This window comes from Acidovorax sp. FJL06, from assembly GCF_003852545.1.
Taxonomy (GTDB): domain Bacteria; phylum Pseudomonadota; class Gammaproteobacteria; order Burkholderiales; family Burkholderiaceae_C; genus Acidovorax.
Map to the genome: position 1 here is coordinate 99,266 of NZ_QAJR01000015.1, position 16,702 is coordinate 115,967.

At 70.3% G+C, this 16,702-nt stretch carries 14 protein-coding genes and 1 riboswitch; of the genes, 11 read left to right on the forward strand and 3 right to left on the reverse strand.

The features are described from left to right. Window positions 1–45: 45 nt before the first annotated feature. The 3 genes from DBV10_RS09535 to DBV10_RS09545 form a co-directional block, all read right to left on the reverse strand. On the reverse strand, window positions 46–861 hold the full coding sequence (locus DBV10_RS09535) for a sulfite exporter TauE/SafE family protein (protein WP_124512945.1): 816 nt from the start codon (window positions 859–861) through the stop codon (window positions 46–48). A 449-nt stretch (window positions 862–1,310) separates the two neighbouring features. Then, window positions 1,311–1,688 (reverse strand): cell division protein ZapA, encoded by a 378-nt coding sequence (locus DBV10_RS09540; protein WP_124512947.1) that lies wholly within the window; start codon window positions 1,686–1,688, stop codon window positions 1,311–1,313. Then, complete coding sequence (locus DBV10_RS09545; RefSeq protein WP_124512949.1) at window positions 1,685–1,909, reverse strand: DUF904 domain-containing protein; 225 nt, start codon at window positions 1,907–1,909, stop codon at window positions 1,685–1,687. Before DBV10_RS09545 ends, DBV10_RS09540 begins: the two co-directional genes overlap by 4 nt. Window positions 1,910–1,945: 36 nt before the next feature. Then, window positions 1,946–2,184, forward strand: a riboswitch (cobalamin riboswitch). Between the two features lie 82 nt (window positions 2,185–2,266). Here DBV10_RS09545 and DBV10_RS09550 point away from each other — a divergent pair. The 11 genes from DBV10_RS09550 to DBV10_RS09600 all read left to right on the forward strand — a co-directional run bounded on the left by DBV10_RS09550 (window position 2,267) and on the right by DBV10_RS09600 (window position 16,676). After that, window positions 2,267–4,150 carry a TonB-dependent receptor domain-containing protein gene (locus DBV10_RS09550; protein ID WP_124512951.1) on the forward strand — a complete coding sequence of 628 codons (1,884 nt, stop codon included), beginning with the start codon at window positions 2,267–2,269 and terminating at the stop codon, window positions 4,148–4,150. Next, entirely contained in the window at window positions 4,147–5,535 is a 1,389-nt protein-coding gene (locus tag DBV10_RS09555) for a cobyrinate a,c-diamide synthase (RefSeq protein ID WP_370451138.1), read from the forward strand. Before DBV10_RS09550 ends, DBV10_RS09555 begins: the two co-directional genes overlap by 4 nt. Further along, entirely contained in the window at window positions 5,532–6,119 is a 588-nt protein-coding gene (locus DBV10_RS09560; RefSeq protein ID WP_124512954.1) for a bifunctional adenosylcobinamide kinase/adenosylcobinamide-phosphate guanylyltransferase, read from the forward strand. The genes DBV10_RS09555 and DBV10_RS09560 overlap by 4 nt, the downstream gene beginning before the upstream one ends. Continuing rightward, complete coding sequence (locus DBV10_RS09565; RefSeq protein ID WP_124512956.1) at window positions 6,119–7,021, forward strand: ABC transporter substrate-binding protein; 903 nt, start codon at window positions 6,119–6,121, stop codon at window positions 7,019–7,021. Before DBV10_RS09560 ends, DBV10_RS09565 begins: the two co-directional genes overlap by 1 nt. Further along, window positions 7,018–8,052 carry an iron ABC transporter permease gene (locus tag DBV10_RS09570; protein ID WP_124512958.1) on the forward strand — a complete coding sequence of 345 codons (1,035 nt, stop codon included), beginning with the start codon at window positions 7,018–7,020 and terminating at the stop codon, window positions 8,050–8,052. The genes DBV10_RS09565 and DBV10_RS09570 overlap by 4 nt, the downstream gene beginning before the upstream one ends. Next, complete coding sequence (locus DBV10_RS09575) at window positions 8,049–8,864, forward strand: ABC transporter ATP-binding protein (protein WP_124512959.1); 816 nt, start codon at window positions 8,049–8,051, stop codon at window positions 8,862–8,864. The genes DBV10_RS09570 and DBV10_RS09575 overlap by 4 nt, the downstream gene beginning before the upstream one ends. Then, window positions 8,861–9,328 (forward strand): hypothetical protein, encoded by a 468-nt coding sequence (locus DBV10_RS09580; protein WP_124512961.1) that lies wholly within the window; start codon window positions 8,861–8,863, stop codon window positions 9,326–9,328. The genes DBV10_RS09575 and DBV10_RS09580 overlap by 4 nt, the downstream gene beginning before the upstream one ends. Next, window positions 9,325–9,711: a DUF2149 domain-containing protein gene (locus DBV10_RS09585; RefSeq protein ID WP_124512963.1), complete on the forward strand. Its 387-nt coding sequence runs from the start codon at window positions 9,325–9,327 to the stop codon at window positions 9,709–9,711. Before DBV10_RS09580 ends, DBV10_RS09585 begins: the two co-directional genes overlap by 4 nt. After that, a complete protein-coding gene (cobN, locus tag DBV10_RS09590) occupies window positions 9,708–13,874 on the forward strand; it encodes a cobaltochelatase subunit CobN (RefSeq protein ID WP_124512965.1) in 4,167 nt (1,388 codons plus the stop codon). The genes DBV10_RS09585 and cobN overlap by 4 nt, the downstream gene beginning before the upstream one ends. Window positions 13,875–13,902: 28 nt before the next feature. Then, window positions 13,903–14,472, forward strand: a complete 570-nt coding sequence (gene cobO, locus DBV10_RS09595) for a cob(I)yrinic acid a,c-diamide adenosyltransferase (RefSeq protein WP_124512967.1) — start codon at window positions 13,903–13,905, stop codon at window positions 14,470–14,472. Between the two features lie 86 nt (window positions 14,473–14,558). Further along, window positions 14,559–16,676, forward strand: a complete 2,118-nt coding sequence (locus DBV10_RS09600; protein ID WP_124512969.1) for a TonB-dependent siderophore receptor — start codon at window positions 14,559–14,561, stop codon at window positions 16,674–16,676. Window positions 16,677–16,702 lie beyond the last annotated feature (26 nt).

Here is a 16,702-nt window from a genome sequence, read left to right on the forward strand (position 1 = left end):
ACTCGCATCGGCAAACCCGCCGGAGGCTTCGGTGGCGTGGCAGCTTCAGAGGGCCGCCACGCCCTTCCACAACATGTAGGCCGCCAGGCCAAACAGCAGGGATGCAAACACGCGCTTGAGCTGCTTTACGGGCAGGCTGTGCGCGGCCTTGGCGCCCAGCGGGGCCGTGAGCACGCTGCAGGTGGCGATCACCGCGAGCGCAGGCAGCCAGACATAGCCCAGGGAGGCTGCGGGCAAGCCCGCCACGTTCTGCCCGCCCACCACGTAGCCGACCACATTGGCCAGCGCAATCGGAAACCCGAGCGCAGCGCTGGTGGCCACGGCGTTGTGGATGGGCACGTTGCACCAGGTCATGAATGGCACGCTCACGAACCCGCCGCCCGCGCCGACCAGGCCCGACAGAAAGCCGATCACGCCGCCCGCAGCCACCTGGCCCGCGCCGTCCGGCATCTGGCGCGTGGGGGCGGGTTTCTTGTCCAGGAACATCTGCGTGGCAGAGAAGCTCACGAACAGGGCGAAGAAGATGGCCAGGAAGGACCCCTTGAGCAGCGCAAACACGCCCAGGCTGGCAACGAACCCGCCCAGCACAATGCCGGGCGCCAGGCGCTTCACGATGTCCCAGCGCACCGCACCCCGCTTGTGGTGGGCCCGCACGCTGGAGACCGAGGTGAACATGATGGTGGCCATCGACGTGGCAATCGCCATCTTCACCGCCAGGTCCGGCGCAACCTTCTGCGCCCCCAGGATGTAGGTCATGAAGGGCACCAGCAGCATGCCGCCGCCAATGCCCAGCAGCCCGGCGAGAAAGCCCGTGGCCAGGCCCAGCACACCGAGTTCAACGATCAGAAGGGGGTCCAGCATGGTGCAATGAATGGAGGGGAAAAGGCGAGGCGGTGACGCAGCGAGGCCGGGAGTGCAGGCGTCCGGGCCCTGTCGGGGCTGCTGCTGCGGTGGCGTGCGACGACGGGGGCATGGGGAAGGAAGAGGGTGTCTGCGAATGCCACCGGACTCTCATCCTGAACCGGGGGTTCAGGTGGGCGAGGGCAGCCAAGCGTTGGGTTCATCTGACGCGAGATGATCACGCTCACCGGGCGATGTACCAAGCCCGAGCTCGTTGAGCATTGGTTCAAGGAAATATAAAGCCCGGCGGCTTCGCAGACCCCTTCATTGTAGGCGCTTGCGGCAGGCGTTGCGGGCGGGGCAGAGCAAAAGCCTGCAGGCCTGCGTGGGGCGGGCTTGCCGGGCATGTGGCACGCGGCACCGCCCGGCGCTGGACGCTGCTGGCTGGCGAGGGGCGCCGCAGCGCCGCGTCAGAGCAGGCGGCCGTCGTCGCCCAGGGCCTGGTCCAGGCGTTGCACCAGCGCGTTCAGGCGCTGGTTGTCGTCTTCTGGCAGCAGGGATTCCTGCGGCCCCGAGGCGGAGGTGGCCGTTGCCTGGCCGGCTGCGGCCGCCGCTTTGGCTGCAGAGCCGGCGGCGAGGTCGGCCGCCTCGCGGTCGGCGATCTCGAAGGCCAGGTTCAGGGCGGCCAGCACGGCGATGCGTTCGCGGGCGCGCACCTTGCCGGCATCGCGGATGCGGGTCATGGCGGTATCGACACGCTCCACGGCATCCAGCAGGCGGCTTTCGCGGCCCTCGGGGCAGGTCAGCAGGTAGCTTTGCTGCAGGATCTGCACCTCGATTTGCTTCATTCGGCTTCTTTCGTGAGCGGCGCGGCCGCGGGAAGGCGTTCGAGCAGGGCATCCACACGGGCTCGTGCCGCACTCAGGCGCGACTTGAGCGAGTCCCGCTCCTGGGTCAGGGCGGCCACCTGGTCCGTCAGCAGGGCATTGGTGCGTTGCAGTTCGGCATGGCGCAGCAGCAGGCGCTCAACGCGATCGGCGATCTGGTCGGTGGGGGACGGTATTGCCATACAGCCCCCGATTGTAGGGTTGGCGGTTGTAAACGGTCGTAAAATCCCGCTGTTGGTGCTCGCGGTGTGGTTCACATGCTGCAGTTCAACGGGAAGCAGGGAGGCACGGCCGCACAGGGCCGTCCCCAGCCTGCGCTGCCCCCGCAACGGTCAGCGGACGAATCACCCGATTCTCTCTCCAACCACATGCCACTGGACGCCTTGAACAAGTGTCTGGGAAGGCTTTGGGGAGTGTTCCGCCAGCCCGGATACCGGCCAACACGGTGGCTGCGTGCGCCTTTTCGGAGGTGCTGCGCGGCTGTATCACCCACATGCTGGCGGGAGGCCGGCCCGGGTTGTTTGTTGACGATGATCCCCATGAAAATCCGTACCCTTCGTGCGCGCCCTGCGGCGTCGCTGCGCGTGCCCGCCGGGCGCCTGGCCCTGTTGACCCTGGCAGTCGGCGGCGCCTGCAGCGCCCTGGCACAGACCGCGCCCGGCGCTGGTGAACTGCTGGCCCAGAACCTGCGTACCCCCCAGCTCAGCGAAACCGTGGTGGCCGCCACGCGCACGCCGCAGCCCCTCACCGACCTGGTGGCCGATGTCTCCGTCGTGGACCGCCAGACCATTGAAACCAGTGGCGCCACCGGCCTGGCCGACCTGCTGGCCCGCCTGCCGGGCGTGGAGTTCTCGCGCAACGGCGGCCCTGGCACGACCACGGGGGTGTTCCTGCGCGGCGCCGAATCGCGTTTCACGGCGGTGTATATCGACGGGGTGCGCATGGATTCGCAGTCCACCGGCGGCGCGCCGTGGGAGAGCATTCCGCTCGGTCTCATCGACCGCATCGAAGTGCTGCGCGGCCCGGCCGGCGCCGTGTATGGATCGGACGCCATGGGCGGCGTGGTGCAGATCTTCACCAAGCGCGGCGAGAACGGCACGGCGCCCTATGTGGGCGTGGGCGTGGGCAGCCACCACACCTCCAAGGTCGAGGCGGGCATCAGCGGCGCCAGCGGCACGCTGGACTACGCGCTGGGCCTGGCGCGTGAGAACAGCAAGGGCTTCAACGCCCGCCCCATCGCCGGCCAGAACCCGGACCGCGACGGCTACCGCAGCACCGCAGGCCACGCCCGCGTGGGCCTGCAGGTGGATGCCGTGCACCGCCTCGAAGGCACGCTGATGGTCAACGACACCAACAGCGGCTACGACAACGGCCTGGGCAAGGACGACCGCAGCCTGCACACCATGCACGCCCTGGGCCTGAACTGGAGCGCGCAGTGGAACAGCGCCTACAAGACGCGCTTTTCCATCACCGATTCGCGCGATGAATACGAAACCCGCCCCTCGCCCTACCTGACCGACACGCGCCTGCGCGGCTACTACTTCCAGAACGAATACCGCCAGGGCCCGCACCTGGTCACGGCCGCGCTGGAGCGCCGCGAAGACCGCCTGGAGAACAAGCCCATCGACGCCAAGCGCTCGCAGGATGCGCTGGCCCTGGGCTACGGTTTCAACGCCGCAGGCCACACGGTGCAGCTCAATGTGCGCCACGACTCCGACAGCGAGTTCGGCGGCAAGGGCACCGGCAGCGCGGCCTATGGCTATGCGATCACTCCACAGTGGCGTGCCACGGCCTCGGTGGGCACGGCCTTCCGGGCGCCCACGCTGTACCACCGCTTCAGCGAGTATGGCCTGGCCACGCTGCGCCCCGAAAGCAGCCGCAATGCCGAGCTGGCGCTGCGCTACGCCGAGGGCAACAGCACCTTCTCGGCCACGCTGTTCCGCAACCGCGTGAGCAACCTGATCTCCTTTGGCGGCGCGGGTGCTTGTGTCTCGAAATTCGGCTGCTATGCCAACACTGCGCGGGCCGAGTACAAGGGCGTGACGTTCGCTGGCACGCACCGCGTGGGCGATGTGCAGCTGCATGGCTCCATCGATCTGCAGCGCCCGCGCGACCTGGACACCGGCAAGCAGCTGGCGCGCCGCGCCAAGCAGCACGCCACCTTCGGTGCCGACACGCGCCTGGCGGGCTGGACCGTGGGCGCCGAAGTGCAGGCTTCGGGCCGCCGCTTCGACACCGTGGCCAACACCAATGTGCTGAGCGGCTATGCGCTGGTCAACCTGTACGCCAGCACCCGCATTGCGCGCGACTACACCTTGCTCGCCCGCATCGACAACCTGGCCGACAAGGACTACCAGCTGGCCCGCACTTACGCCACCGCAGGCCGCACGGTCTACGTCGGTGTGAAGTGGGCACCACAGTGACCCTGGCGGCCTCTGCCACTGCCGCTGCCCGCTGCCCGGCGCTGCTGATCGCAGCACCGGCCTCCGGGCAGGGCAAGACCACCGTCACCGCCGCCCTGGCGCGCCTGCATGCGCGCCAGGGTCGGCGCGTGCGGGTGTTCAAGTGCGGGCCGGATTTTCTGGACCCGCACTGGCACCAGCTGGCCAGCGGCGCACCCGTGCACCAGCTTGACCTGTGGATGAACGGCGAGGCCGACTGTGCGCAGCGCCTGCATGACGCTGCACGCGAGTCCGACCTGGTCCTCATCGAAGGCGTGATGGGCCTGTTTGATGGCAGCCCCAGCGCGGCCGACCTGGCCCGGCACTTCGGCGTGCCGGTGCTGGCGGTGGTCGATGCCTCGGCCATGGCGGGCACCTTTGGCGCGCTGGCCTTTGGCCTGCGCCACTACCGCCCCGGACTGCCCTGGGCGGGGGTGCTGGCCAACCGCGTGGGCAGTGCGCGCCATGCCGACATGCTCCGCGATGGCTTGCACGACGCGGATGACTGGATGGGGGCGCTGATGCGCGTGCAGGCCACGGGCACGGCGCCCGCTGCGGGCAAGGCTGCTGCCGCACTGCTGCCCGAACGCCACCTGGGCCTGGTGGCCGCGCATGAGCTGCCCGACAGCCTGCAGCGGCTGGACGCCGCCGCCGACGCGCTGGCCGCCACGCCCCAGGGCCAGATGACGCCGGAGGACCTGCAGCGCTGGGCCGTGGACTTTCCGGCACCCGCCTCGGCGCCCGCCGTGCCGCCCTTGCTGGCGGGCCGCACGGTGGCCGTGGCGCGCGATGCCGCGTTCTGTTTTATCTATGCCGCCAATGTGTTGTGCCTCACGCAGATGGGCGCACGCGTGGTGTTCTTCTCGCCCTTGCACGATGCGGCGCTGCCCGACTGCGATGCGGTGTGGCTGCCCGGCGGCTACCCCGAGCTGCATACCGCGCAGATCGCTGCCAACACCGGCATGCGGGCCAGCCTGCGCGCCCATGCAGCCGCAGGCAAGCCCCTGTGGGCCGAGTGCGGCGGCATGATGGCGCTGTGCGAATCCATCACCCTGGCCGACGGCGGCACGGCCCCGCTGTGGGGGCTGCTGCCCGGCCGCGTGGCCATGCAAAAACGCCTGGCGGCGCTCGGCCCGCAGCAACTGGCAGTGGCGGGGCACACCTTGCGCGGCCACACCTTCCACTATTCGACCTGCGACAGCAGCGCCCCCGTGGTGGCCCGCACGGCCCACCCGAACGAGGCGGCCGCGCCAGATGCGGGTGAGGCGCTGTACCAGCTGGGCAGCATCCACGCCAGCTATTTCCACGCCTGGTTTCCGTCCAGCCCCGAGGCGGTGGCGCATTTGCTGGGGGCGGCATCCGAATGACCATCACCACCGAACTCATCCTGGGCGGCCAGAAAAGCGGCAAGTCCCGCCGCGCCGAGCTGCTGGCGCGCGACTGGCTGGCGCAATCCGCCGACCACCGTGCCGTGCTCGTTGCCACGGGTGAGGCTTGGGACGACGAGATGCGCGAGCGCATCGCCCGCCACCAGCGCGACCGGGCCGAGCGCGTGCCGGGTCTGCAAACGGTGGAAGAACCGCACGACGTGGCTGCAGCCCTGGTGCGGCTCGGCACGCCGCAGACCCTGCTGGTGGTGGACTGCCTCACGCTGTGGCTCACCCACTGGACCATGCCCCTGGGTGTGGATGTCATGAATTTTGAACAAAAACAGGCCCTTGGGCGCAACTGGCAAGCGCAAGCTGCTCTGTTTTTGGAAGCGGTTCGGAAATCCCCCGGCCCCGTTGTTCTGGTGGGCAACGAAATTGGCCTGGGGGTGATCCCGATGGGGCGCGAGGTGCGCGCCTTTGTCGATGCGCTGGGCACGTTCAACCAGCAGGTGGCCCAGGTGTGCCCCCGTGTCACGCTGATGGCGGCAGGCCTGCCTCTTACCTTGAAAGAACCCCGCTGATGAAACCAACCCCCGTGCGCCGCATTCTGTGGGTGGTCGCCATCCTGGTGCTGCTGGGCCTGCTCATGGCCGGGCTGGCGCGTGCGCAGCCCGTGCATATCAAGGACGACCGGGGCCGCGAGGTCTCGCTGCCCCGCCCCCCGCAGCGCATCGTGAGCCTGCTGCCGTCGTTGACCGAAAGCGTGTGCGAGCTGGAGCAATGCCACCGGCTCGTGGGGGTGGACCGCTATTCCAACTGGCCCGAGGCAGTGATCGGCAAACTGCCCAAGGTGGGCGGCGGCATCGATCCGAGCATTGAGGCCATCGTGGCGCTCAAGCCCGATGTGGTGCTGATGTCCGTCAGCTCGCGCGCCAGTGACCGGCTGGAGGCGCTGGGCCTCACGGTGGTGCAGCTGGAGCCCAAGACCCATGCCGATGTGCGCCGCGTGCTGGGCACCGTGAGCGACCTGCTCGGCGTGCCCCGTGCGCAGGGCGCCGACCGCCTCTGGCGCGTGATCGACGCGGGCGTGCAGGCGGCGGCGCAGTCCCTGCCGCCCCAGGCCAAGAATGTGCGCGTGTACTTCGAGGTGAGCCGGGGGCCTTATGCGGCGGGCGAGGCCTCGTTCATCGGCGAATCGCTCACCCGGCTGGGCGTGCGCAACGTGGTGCCGGCATCGCTCGGGCCGTTTCCGCGCCTGAACCCCGAGTTCGTGGTGCGCGCCAACCCCGACATCATCATGATCGGCAACCGCAGCATGCAGGCCATGGTGCCGTACCCCGGCTGGGCCAGCATGCGCGCTATTGCGCAGAACCGGCTGTGCGTGTTCGGCCCCGGCGAGTCCGACGTGGTGGTGCGCCCCGGCCCGCGCATGGCCGAAGCGGCGCGCATCATGGCGCGCTGCATTGCGGACAAGGCACCATGACCCGCGTCCCCATGGACTTGCCAACAGGTTCCGCCAGCCGCCGCGCAGCATGGTGCGCCGCCTGGCTGCTGCTGGCCAGCGTGGTGCTGACGGTGTGTGGCGCCAGCGTGGGCAGCACGGGTTTTGACAGCGTGCTGCGCATGCACGGCGACCCCGTGGCCTGGCAGATCGTGTGGGACATCCGCCTGCCGCGCACGCTGGGCGCCTGGCTGGCGGGCGCGCTGCTGGGCCTGTCGGGTGCGGTGGCACAGGGGCTGTTTCGCAACCCGCTGGCCGACCCGTACCTGCTGGGCAGCGCCTCGGGTGCCGCGCTGGGCGGGGCCGTGGCCATGGCGATGTTTGGCGTGTCGCCGGTGGCGGCGCAGTGGTTGGCGCGCATCGGCATCACGGGCATGGCTTTCCTGGGCGCGGCGGGGGCGGTGGTGCTCACGCTGCTGCTCGCCAAGGGCGTGCAGCACACGCTGCGCCTGCTGCTGGCGGGGGTGATCGTGGGCGTGGTGCTGGGCGCCCTGCGCGACCTGGTGGAACTGGCCTCGCCCGACATTTTGCAGGCCATGCAGGCCTTCATTCTGGGCAGCACGGCCTTCGTGGGCCGGATGGCCTGCGTGCTCATGGCCGTGGCCTGGGGCCTGTGCTCGGTGGTGGCCTGGCTGCTGGCGCGCGCGCTCGATGGCCTCACGCTGGGCGAGGCCACGGCCGCCAGCCTGGGTCTGCCGCTCATGCCCATGCGCGCAGGCCTCGTGGCGGCCATGGCACTGGCCACGGGCACGGCGGTGGCGCAGACCGGGCTCATCGCCTTCGTGGGGCTGGCCGCGCCGCACCTGGTGCGCTCCATCGTGCGCGTGACGCACGAGCGGCACATCGTGCTCTCCAGCCTGATGGGGGCGGTGCTGCTGCTGGCGGCCGACACCCTGGCGCGCTGGCTGCTGGCGCCGCAGGAGCTGCCGGTGGGCGTGCTCACGGCGGCCCTGGGCGGCACCTACCTGCTGTGGCTCATGCACCGGCGCACGGCGCAAGGTGGTGCGCTATGAATTTGATAGCTATTGGCGCGCACCAGATAAGCGCCAGCATCGGAAATCGCTTGATATTGCAGGGCATTGACCTGCAACTGCCCGCCGGGCGCTGGACCAGCATCGTCGGCCCCAACGGCGCGGGCAAGTCCACCCTGCTCAAGGTGCTGGCCGGCCTGCTGCCGCGCGCTGCGGTGCAGGGCGAGGTGCAGCTGCTCGGCCGCCCGCTGGCGCAGATTCCGGCGCGCGAACGGGCCCGGCAACTCGCCTGGCTGGGCCAGAACGAAGGCTCGGCCGACGACCTGACGAGCTACGACGTGGCCATGCTGGGCCGCCTGCCGCACCAGGCCTGGCTGGCGCCGCCGGGCGCGGCCGACCATGCGGCCGTCGAACAAGCCTTGCGCACCACGCAGGCCTGGGACTGGCGCCACCGCCCGCTGTCGCAGCTGTCGGGCGGCGAGCGCCAGCGCGTGCTGCTGGCCCGCGCCCTGGCCGTGCAGGCCCAGGTGCTGCTGATGGACGAGCCCCTGGCCAACCTCGACCCGCCGCACCAGACCGACTGGCTGCACACCATGCGCGCGCTGGTGGATGTGGGCGGCACGGTGGTCAGCGTGCTGCACGAGGTGTCGCTCGCGCTGCAGTCCGACGACATGGTGGTGATGGCGGAGGGCCGCGTGCTGCACCAGGGCGCCTGCGATGCGCCCGCCACCCACGCCGCGCTGGAGCAGGTGTTTGACCACCGCATCCAGGTGCGGCATCTGGATGGCATGTGGATGGCGCTGCCCTCCCTGCAACGCAAGAACAACCAAGGAATGAAGGAAGTGCAAGCATGAACATCGAATCGGGTTTTTCGCAGGTCGCGCAGTCATTGTTGTGGCCCGTGCTGGTGCTGGTGGGGCTGGCGTTTGTCTACGCGCTGTGGTCGGGCGGTGCCACGCTCATGGAGGCCTGGCAGCGCTGGCGCCAGCCGCAGTACCGCTCGCTGCGCGTGGCGCCGGGCCTGTCGATGGAAGAACTGGAGCTGCAACTGGTGCGCCAGGTCGAGCCCGTGCGCCTGCTCAGCCGCCTCTCGCCCATGCTGGGGCTGATCGCCACGATGATCCCGCTCGGCCCCGCGCTGCAGAGCGTGGCGGCGGGCAACGGCCAGCAGGCCCTGGCCGTGTTCAGCGGCGCCTTTGCCGGCGTGGTGCTGGCGCTGGCCGCCGCGTCGGTGGGCCTGGTGGTGTACTCGGTGCGCCGCCGCTGGCTGCTGGCCGAACTGCTGGTGGTGCGCAAGGAGCGCGGGGTGGCCGCATGAGCTTGCGCCATCTCAATGTGCTGGCCGAGGACGATGACGACCCGATGCTGTCCGCCGTGAACCTGGTGGACGTGTTCCTGGTGCTGGTGGTGGCGCTGCTCACGGCGGTGGCCGTGCAGAGCCAGACCAGCGCCCACGAGAGCGTCACCATCATCCGCAACCCCGGCCAGCCCGACATGGAAGTGGTGGTGCGCGAGCAGGGCAAGGAAGTGCGCTTCAAGGGCGCAGGCAGCGCAGCACAAGGGCAGGGCGTGCGCGCGGGCGTGGCCTATAAGCTCAAAGACGGCAACATCGTCTACATCCCGGAAACGGGCGCTGCCCCGGCCACGGCATTGGCCGGTGGTGCGGGGGGTGTTGCCACGGCGGCACCCGCCAAGCCATGAAGGCGCTGATCCTGCGCGCGGCACTGTGGTGCCTGCTGCTGGCTGCGCCGCTGGTGCAGGCCGCACCGTCGGCACCCGTGCTGCTCTGGCTCACCTCGGACATCACCACGGCCCCGCGCACGGCCATGGTGCAGCGCCTGGCCACGGAGGCGGGCCTGGGCTTTGCGCACATCGACTACCCGCTGGGCGGCCCGGCGGTGCTGGACGCGGCCCAATCCCAGACGCTGCAGCGCGCGTTGGCGGGCGCCGCGCTGGTGTGGGTGGATGCGCCGCATGCCAGTGTGGAGGCACGCCTGCGCCGCATGGCGGGGCCGCAGCTCGATGAGCGCGCTACGCGCACGCCCGGCCGCGTGGTCTGGGTGCCGGCCGGCACCCCGGCGGCCGATCTGGCGGCGCTCGATGCCTCCGCCCGCATGGTGGCCTACCTGCAGGCCGGTGGCCCGCGCAACCTGGAGCGCGCCATGGCCCTGGCGCGCGCCACCGTCGCGGGTGCTGCCCTGCCTGTCTTGCCCGCGCCCGACATATTGCCCAACCGGGGCCTCTACCACCCCGATGCGCCCCGCCTGCTGCCCCATGCCGCAGCGCTGGAGGCCTGGCGCCAGGGCCAGCCCGCGCTGCGCGGCCTGCCCGCCGTGGCCGTGCTGGTGCACCGCCACCATTTTGTGGATGGCAGCACCGAATGGCTCGATGCCTGGCTGCGCACCTTCCGCCAGCAAGGCCTGTTCGCCTATGCGGCCTTTGGCCAGCAGGTCACGGCGCAGACGCTGGCCGAGGTGCTGGAGCTGCCCCCCGCCAGTGGCACCGGCCCCGGCCGCCTGCATGCCTCGGCCTTGGTGCTGCACCAGCTCGTGCCCCAGGCCGCCGCGCTGCAGCCGCTGCTGGCGCGCTGGGGCGTGCCGCTGCTGGGCACGCAGCCCTACCGCGCGGGCGATGCCGCCGCGTGGGAGGCGAGCGACACGGGGCTGTCGCTGTCCGATGTGCCGTTCTACCTGGCCCAGCCCGAGGCAGCCGGCGCTATCGACCCAATCCTCACCGTGGCGCACGGCCCTGAGGGGCGCGACTACCGCCTCATCGAACGCCAGGCCCAGGCCGTGGCCGCCAAGGCGCGGCGCCTGATCGCGCTGCAGACCAAGCCTGCTGCCGACAAGCGCCTGGTGGCCATGGTCTACAACTACCCGCCGGGCGGCACCAACTTCGGCGCCTCGTTCCTCAACGTGCCACGCAGCCTGGAGCAGGTGTCGGGCGGCCTGGCGCAGGCGGGCTACCGCACGCAGCAGGTGCCCGAGCAGGGCTGGATCGACGGGCTCAAGCCCCTGCTGGCCGCCTACTACCCCGGCGCCGATGTGCGTGCGCTGCTGCACAGCGGCCAGGCCGCCGCGCTGCCGCTGGCGCGCTATGAGCAGCACCTGGCCACGCTGCCGAAGGCCGTGCGCGAGCGCATGAACGCGCACTGGGGCGCACCCGAAAAGAGCCGCTATGTGGTCGATTGGCAGGGCGAAAAGGTGTTCGCCGTCCCGCGCCTGCAGGTGGGCCAACTGGCCGTGCTGCCCCAGCCCCCGCGCGAAGAAACCCTGCGCCTGGGCCAGAACCCTTTCATGCACAAGAGCAAGGCGCCGCTGTCGCACCATTACCTTGCGGTGTACCTGTGGGCGCAGCTAGAGGCCGACGCGCTCATCCACTTCGGCACCCACGGTACGCAGGAATGGGCCGGTGGCAAGGCACGCGCGCTGGATGTGCACGACGATGCGCTGCTGCCCCTGGGCGACCTGCCCGTGGTCTACCCCTACATCGTGGACAACCTGGGCGAGGCCCTCACGGCCAAGCGCCGGGGCCGCGCCGTGCTGGTGAGCCACCGCACGCCCGTGTTTGCCCCGGCGGGCTTCGAGGCACGCATGGCCCACATGCACGAGGTGATGCACGAGTGGGAAACCGTGGACGAAGGCCCCACGCGCCGCGCGCTCGAAAAGCAGTTGGTGGCGCAGTTTGTGGAGCACCAGCTGCACCGCGACCTGGGCTGGAGCGCCGCGCGCATTGCGGCCGATTTCAACGGCTTCCTCGAAATCCTGCATCCCTATCTGGACCAGCTCGCGCAAAGCTCGCAGCCTAAAGGCCTGGCCGTGTTCGGCCGCGTGCCCGCCCCCGAGCAGCGGCGCGAGACCATCCTGCAGGCGCTGCGCAAGCCGCTGATCGAGGCGCTGGGTGAGGACATCGACGAGGCCTTTTTGATCAAACACGATGCGGTGCTGGCCGCTCGCCCCGCGCGCTGGCTGGAGCTGGCGCTGGTGGACGCCGAGGCCGCGAGCAAGTTGGACCTGCGCCCCGCGCTGCCCGCGCAGGCTGCATCCGACGTGGTGCGCGCCGAAGACCATGTGCCCAACCGCGCCGCGCGCAAGCCCATCGACACCCCCGCATTGCTGCAATTGGCCCAGCGCGCGCAGGCGCTGGAGCGCCTGCTGGCCACCGAAGGCGAGCTGCCCGGACTGCTGGCCGGACTGGAGGGCCGCTACCTCACGGCGGCCTACGGCGGTGACCCGATCCGCAACCCCGACAGCCTGCCCACCGGCCGCAACCTCACGGGGCTGGACCCGAGCCGCCTGCCCACGCGCCAGGCCTATGCCGTGGCGCAGACGCTGTTCAACGACTGGTTCAAGGACTACCAGGCGCGCCATGGCGGCCAGGCACCGCAGCGCATGGCGCTGTCGCTGTGGGCGGGCGAGACGCTGCGCCACCAGGGCATCATGGAAGCGCAGGCCCTCGTGGCGCTGGGCATGCGCCCGGTGTGGGACGACTCGGGCCGCCCGGTGCGTGTGGAGACCATTGCGGCCGACGAGCTGAAACGCCCGCGCGTCGATGTGCTCATGAGCATCACCGGCTCGTACCGCGACCAGTTCCCCGCGCTGATGGCGCTGCTCGACCGCGCCGTGGCCCAGGCCGCCACGGCCGAGCCCGGCAACGTGATTGCGCGCAACACCGCGCAGATCGGCCAGGAGCTGCGCAAACAAGGTGTGCCCCGCGCACAGGCCGAGCAGCTGGCGCGCGTGCGCGCGTTCGGCAATGCGGTGGGCGACTACGGCACCGGCCTGTCGGACGCGGTGCAGAGCGACGGCCTGCAAACCAACGATGCGCGCCTGGGCCAGATGTTCCTTGAGCGCATGAGCCAGCCTTATCTGGAGGGCGAGCCCGTGACCGGCGTGGCGGGCGGCGCGGCGGCCAAGGCGCTGGGCGCGCACCTGCGCCGCACCGACGCGGCCATCCTCTCGCGCAGCTCGCACCTGTACGCCATGGTCAGCTCGGACGACCCGTTCCAGTACCTGGGCGGCCTGTCGGCCGCCGCCCGCGTGGCTGGGCGCCCGCAGGGGCTGGAGCTGCATGTGGCCCAGCTGCAGGACGTGGGCGAGCCCACCACCGAGACCGCGCAGCGCGCCATTGCGCTGGAGATGCAGTCGCGCTACCTGCACCCTGGCTGGCTGCAGGCGCAGAAGGCCGAGGGCTATTCGGGCACGCTGCAGGTGCTCAAGGCCGTGCAGTTCGCCTGGGGCTGGCAGACCGTGGCGCCCGACACGGTGCGCAGCGACCATTGGCAGAGCTTTTACGACGTGCTGGTGCGCGACAAGCACCAGCTGGGCCTGCCCGAGTGGCTAAAAGAGCATCCACAGGCCTATGCCCAGTCGCTCGAACGCCTGGTGCAGGCGCAGCGCCAGGGCTATTGGCAGGCCGATGCCGACACGCAAAAGCAGCTCGCGCAGGCCTACCAGGAGCTCACGCGCGCCGCGCCGCTGGCGGCCGAGCTGCCCAGCGTGCGCCGCTGGGTGGAGCAGGCCGCGCAGGGCACCGCCCCTGCGTCTACCGGCATGGCCGTGGCCACGCCACAGTTGACAGCGGCCCCGGCGCCGCAGCCCGCACCGCCTGCTGCCGACCTGCCTGCACCGCCCGCCCAGGCCGAGGCACCGCCCGCCGCACCCACCGTGCCTGCCATGGGCGTGCTGTTGGAGCGCCAGCCCGAGCGCGAAGCCCCCGACACCGCCCAAGAGCCCAGCCCCGTGGAGCGCATGGCCGGCATCGTGGCCCTGCTGGTCATGGCCCTGGTGGTGCTGGCGGGCGCTGCGTGGCAGGCGCGCCGCCCGTTTTCACTGTCCGCTGCACCCGGCCTGGCCCGCGCGTGACATCCCCCTTCTTGAAAGCACCCACACCATGCAGATCGAAACCCCACCCACCGAGAAGCGTTATGAAAAGCCCGAGGGCGAGCGCCGGGGCATCGTCATCGTCAACACCGGCGACGGCAAGGGCAAGAGCACAGCGGCCTTTGGCCTGGCGCTGCGCGCCCACGGCCGGGGCAAGGCCGTGAAGATCTACCAGTTCATGAAGGTGCCCACGGCGCGCTTTGGCGAGCACCGCATGTTCGAGCAGATTGGCCTGCCCATCGAGGGCCTGGGCGATGGCTTCAGCTGGAAGAGCAAGGACCTGGAGCACTCCGCCCAGCTCGCGCGCGACGGCTGGGAAAAGGCGCGCGCCGCCATCCTGTCGGGCGAGCATTTTCTGGTGGTGCTCGACGAGATCACCTACCCGCTGATCTACGGCTGGCTGCCGCTCGACGGCGTGCTGCAGACGCTGCGCGAGCGGCCCAAGGACGTGCATGTGTGCCTCACCGGACGCCGCTGCCCGCCCGAGATCATCGCGCTGGCCGACACGGTGACCGAGATGCAGATGGTCAAGCACGCGTTCAAGGCCGGCATTCCTGCCCAGCGCGGAATCGAGGACTGAGGCCTGCGATTCCTGTCGCTGCTGGGGGCGGCCCGTTCTCCCGCTCCAGCCTTTTCGCTCCTGCTTTTTCTTTCTCCGTTCTTTTCATGCGCAAACACCTCACTCCCCTGTCGCTGGCCGTGCTCGCCTGCACCACGCCGGCCGCCATGGCCCAGGCCACCGCCGAGTTGCCGGCGGTCCACGTCACGGACACGCCGTCCGCGCCCGGCAGCACGCTCTCGCTCGACGCGCCCAGCGCCACGGGCTCGCGCCTGGGCCTCACCGCGCGCGAGACCCCGGCCAGCGTGAGCAGCCTGGGCGCGGCCGACATCGCCGAGCGCAGCCTGACCCGCGCGCAGGACGTGGCCGTGCGCATGCCCGGCATCACCGAGGCGCCGGCTCCCGGCAATGGCGGCACCAGCCTGGTGGCGCGCGGCTTTGCGGGCCACAACTCGGTGGCGCAGATGGTGGACGGCACGCGCCTCATCGTCGCCTCGGGCACCATCACCTACCCGTTCTCGACCTGGCCCATGGAGTCGGTCGAGGTGCTGCGCGGCCCGGCCTCGGTGCTCTACGGCGACGGTGCCATCGGCGCGGCCGTGAACTACGTGACCAAGCGCCCGAGCTTCGAGGCCCCGCAGCGCGAGGCGTTTTTGAGCGTGGGCTCCTTCGGCACCGTGCAGGGCGGCGTGGGCCTGCGCGGCCCGATCAACGACATGCTGGCCTACTCGGTCTACCTGGATGCGGAAAAGAGCGACGGCTACCGCCCGTTGATGGACACGCAACGCCACAACTACGCCCTGGCCCTGGCCGTGCGTGCCAGCCGCGACCTGAACGTCACCCTGTCGCTGGACGGCGGCGTGAACGACGACGCGCGCTACTTCGGCACACCGCTGCGCAATGGCGTGCTCGACGAGCGCCTGCGCCGCACCAACTTCAACGTGGCCGATTCGGTGGTGAAGTACGACGACCGCATCTGGCGCGCCAAGGTGGACTACCAGGCCGCCGCCGGCGTGCGCCTGCGCAACGAGACTTACCACCTGAGCACCGACCGCCACTGGCGCAATGCCGAGGCCTATGCCTTCAACGCCGCCGGCACGGCCGTGAACCGCAGCGACTACCTGGAAATCCTGCACGACCAGGCGCAGACCGGCAATCGCTTTGACGCCACGTTCGACGGCCACCTCTCCGGCATGAAGAACCGCTTCATCGTGGGCCTGGACTGGTACCGCACAGAGCTGGTGCACACCAACAATGCGCCCTACGGCGGTGCCAGCACGGTGGACCCATTCAACTTCAACCCCGGCGCGTTTATCAGTCCCGTGCCCACCCTGCCGGGCCGGCGCTCCAAGCTGCAGACCACGGCCTTGTTTGCCGAGAACGCCCTCGACCTCACGCCGGAGTGGAAGCTGGTGGCAGGCCTGCGCAGCGACCGCATGGAACTGGACAACACCGACCTGCGCACTGGCGTGAACCTGGTCAAGCAATATTCACCCGTCACCGGCCGCCTGGGCGCTGTGTGGTCGCCCAGCGATGCGCTGTCGCTCTACGGCCAGTTCGGCACCGGCACCGATCCGCTCAGCGGCGCGCTGTCGTTGCCCGGCGGCGGCAACACGCTGGACTTGACCAAGGGCCGCCAGGTGGAAGTGGGCGCCAAGGGCACCGTGCCTGCCGTGCGCGGCGAGTGGACGGTGGCGCTCTACAAGATCGAAAAACGCAACCTGCTTTCGCGGGATGCGAGCAACCCCAACCTCACGCAGCAGATCGGCCAGCAGTCTTCCAGCGGCATCGAGCTGGCCTTTGCGGCCGAGCCCGTGCGCGGCTGGACCATTGACGCCAACGCCGCCTTCCTTCGGGCGCGGTATGACAACTTCAAGGAGCTGGTGTCGGGCGCCCTGGTTGCGCGCGACGGTAACACGCCCACGGGCGTGCCTGAGCGCACCGCCAGCATCTGGACGGCCTGGCGCTTCCTGCCCCAATGGCAGGCAGGTTTGGGGGCGCGCTACGTGGGGGAGCGCCAGGGCAACACCGCCAACAGCGCGCAGCTGCCGTCGTATGTGGTGCTGGATGCCTCGCTGGCCTACGACTATTCGCGCCACCTCAAGCTCGGCCTGGCCGTGAAGAACCTGGCCGACCGCGACTATGCGCTGGCCGGCACGGCCAACACGCGCTGGCTGCTGGGCGCGCCGCGCACCGTGCAGCTCACGGCGCGCGCAAGCTTCTGATAGCGGTGCATCGAGTGAGGAACGGC

Coding starts and splice junctions, on each gene's coding strand:
- DBV10_RS09535 (WP_124512945.1), bottom strand. CDS start 861: ATGCTGGACCCCCTTCTGATCGTTGAACTCGGTGTGCTGGGCCTGGCC.
- DBV10_RS09540 (WP_124512947.1), bottom strand. CDS start 1,688: ATGAAGCAAATCGAGGTGCAGATCCTGCAGCAAAGCTACCTGCTGACC.
- DBV10_RS09545 (WP_124512949.1), bottom strand. CDS start 1,909: ATGGCAATACCGTCCCCCACCGACCAGATCGCCGATCGCGTTGAGCGC.
- DBV10_RS09550 (WP_124512951.1), top strand. CDS start 2,267: ATGAAAATCCGTACCCTTCGTGCGCGCCCTGCGGCGTCGCTGCGCGTG.
- DBV10_RS09560 (WP_124512954.1), top strand. CDS start 5,532: ATGACCATCACCACCGAACTCATCCTGGGCGGCCAGAAAAGCGGCAAG.
- DBV10_RS09565 (WP_124512956.1), top strand. CDS start 6,119: ATGAAACCAACCCCCGTGCGCCGCATTCTGTGGGTGGTCGCCATCCTG.
- DBV10_RS09570 (WP_124512958.1), top strand. CDS start 7,018: ATGACCCGCGTCCCCATGGACTTGCCAACAGGTTCCGCCAGCCGCCGC.
- DBV10_RS09575 (WP_124512959.1), top strand. CDS start 8,049: ATGAATTTGATAGCTATTGGCGCGCACCAGATAAGCGCCAGCATCGGA.
- DBV10_RS09580 (WP_124512961.1), top strand. CDS start 8,861: ATGAACATCGAATCGGGTTTTTCGCAGGTCGCGCAGTCATTGTTGTGG.
- DBV10_RS09585 (WP_124512963.1), top strand. CDS start 9,325: ATGAGCTTGCGCCATCTCAATGTGCTGGCCGAGGACGATGACGACCCG.
- cobN (WP_124512965.1), top strand. CDS start 9,708: ATGAAGGCGCTGATCCTGCGCGCGGCACTGTGGTGCCTGCTGCTGGCT.
- cobO (WP_124512967.1), top strand. CDS start 13,903: ATGCAGATCGAAACCCCACCCACCGAGAAGCGTTATGAAAAGCCCGAG.
- DBV10_RS09600 (WP_124512969.1), top strand. CDS start 14,559: ATGCGCAAACACCTCACTCCCCTGTCGCTGGCCGTGCTCGCCTGCACC.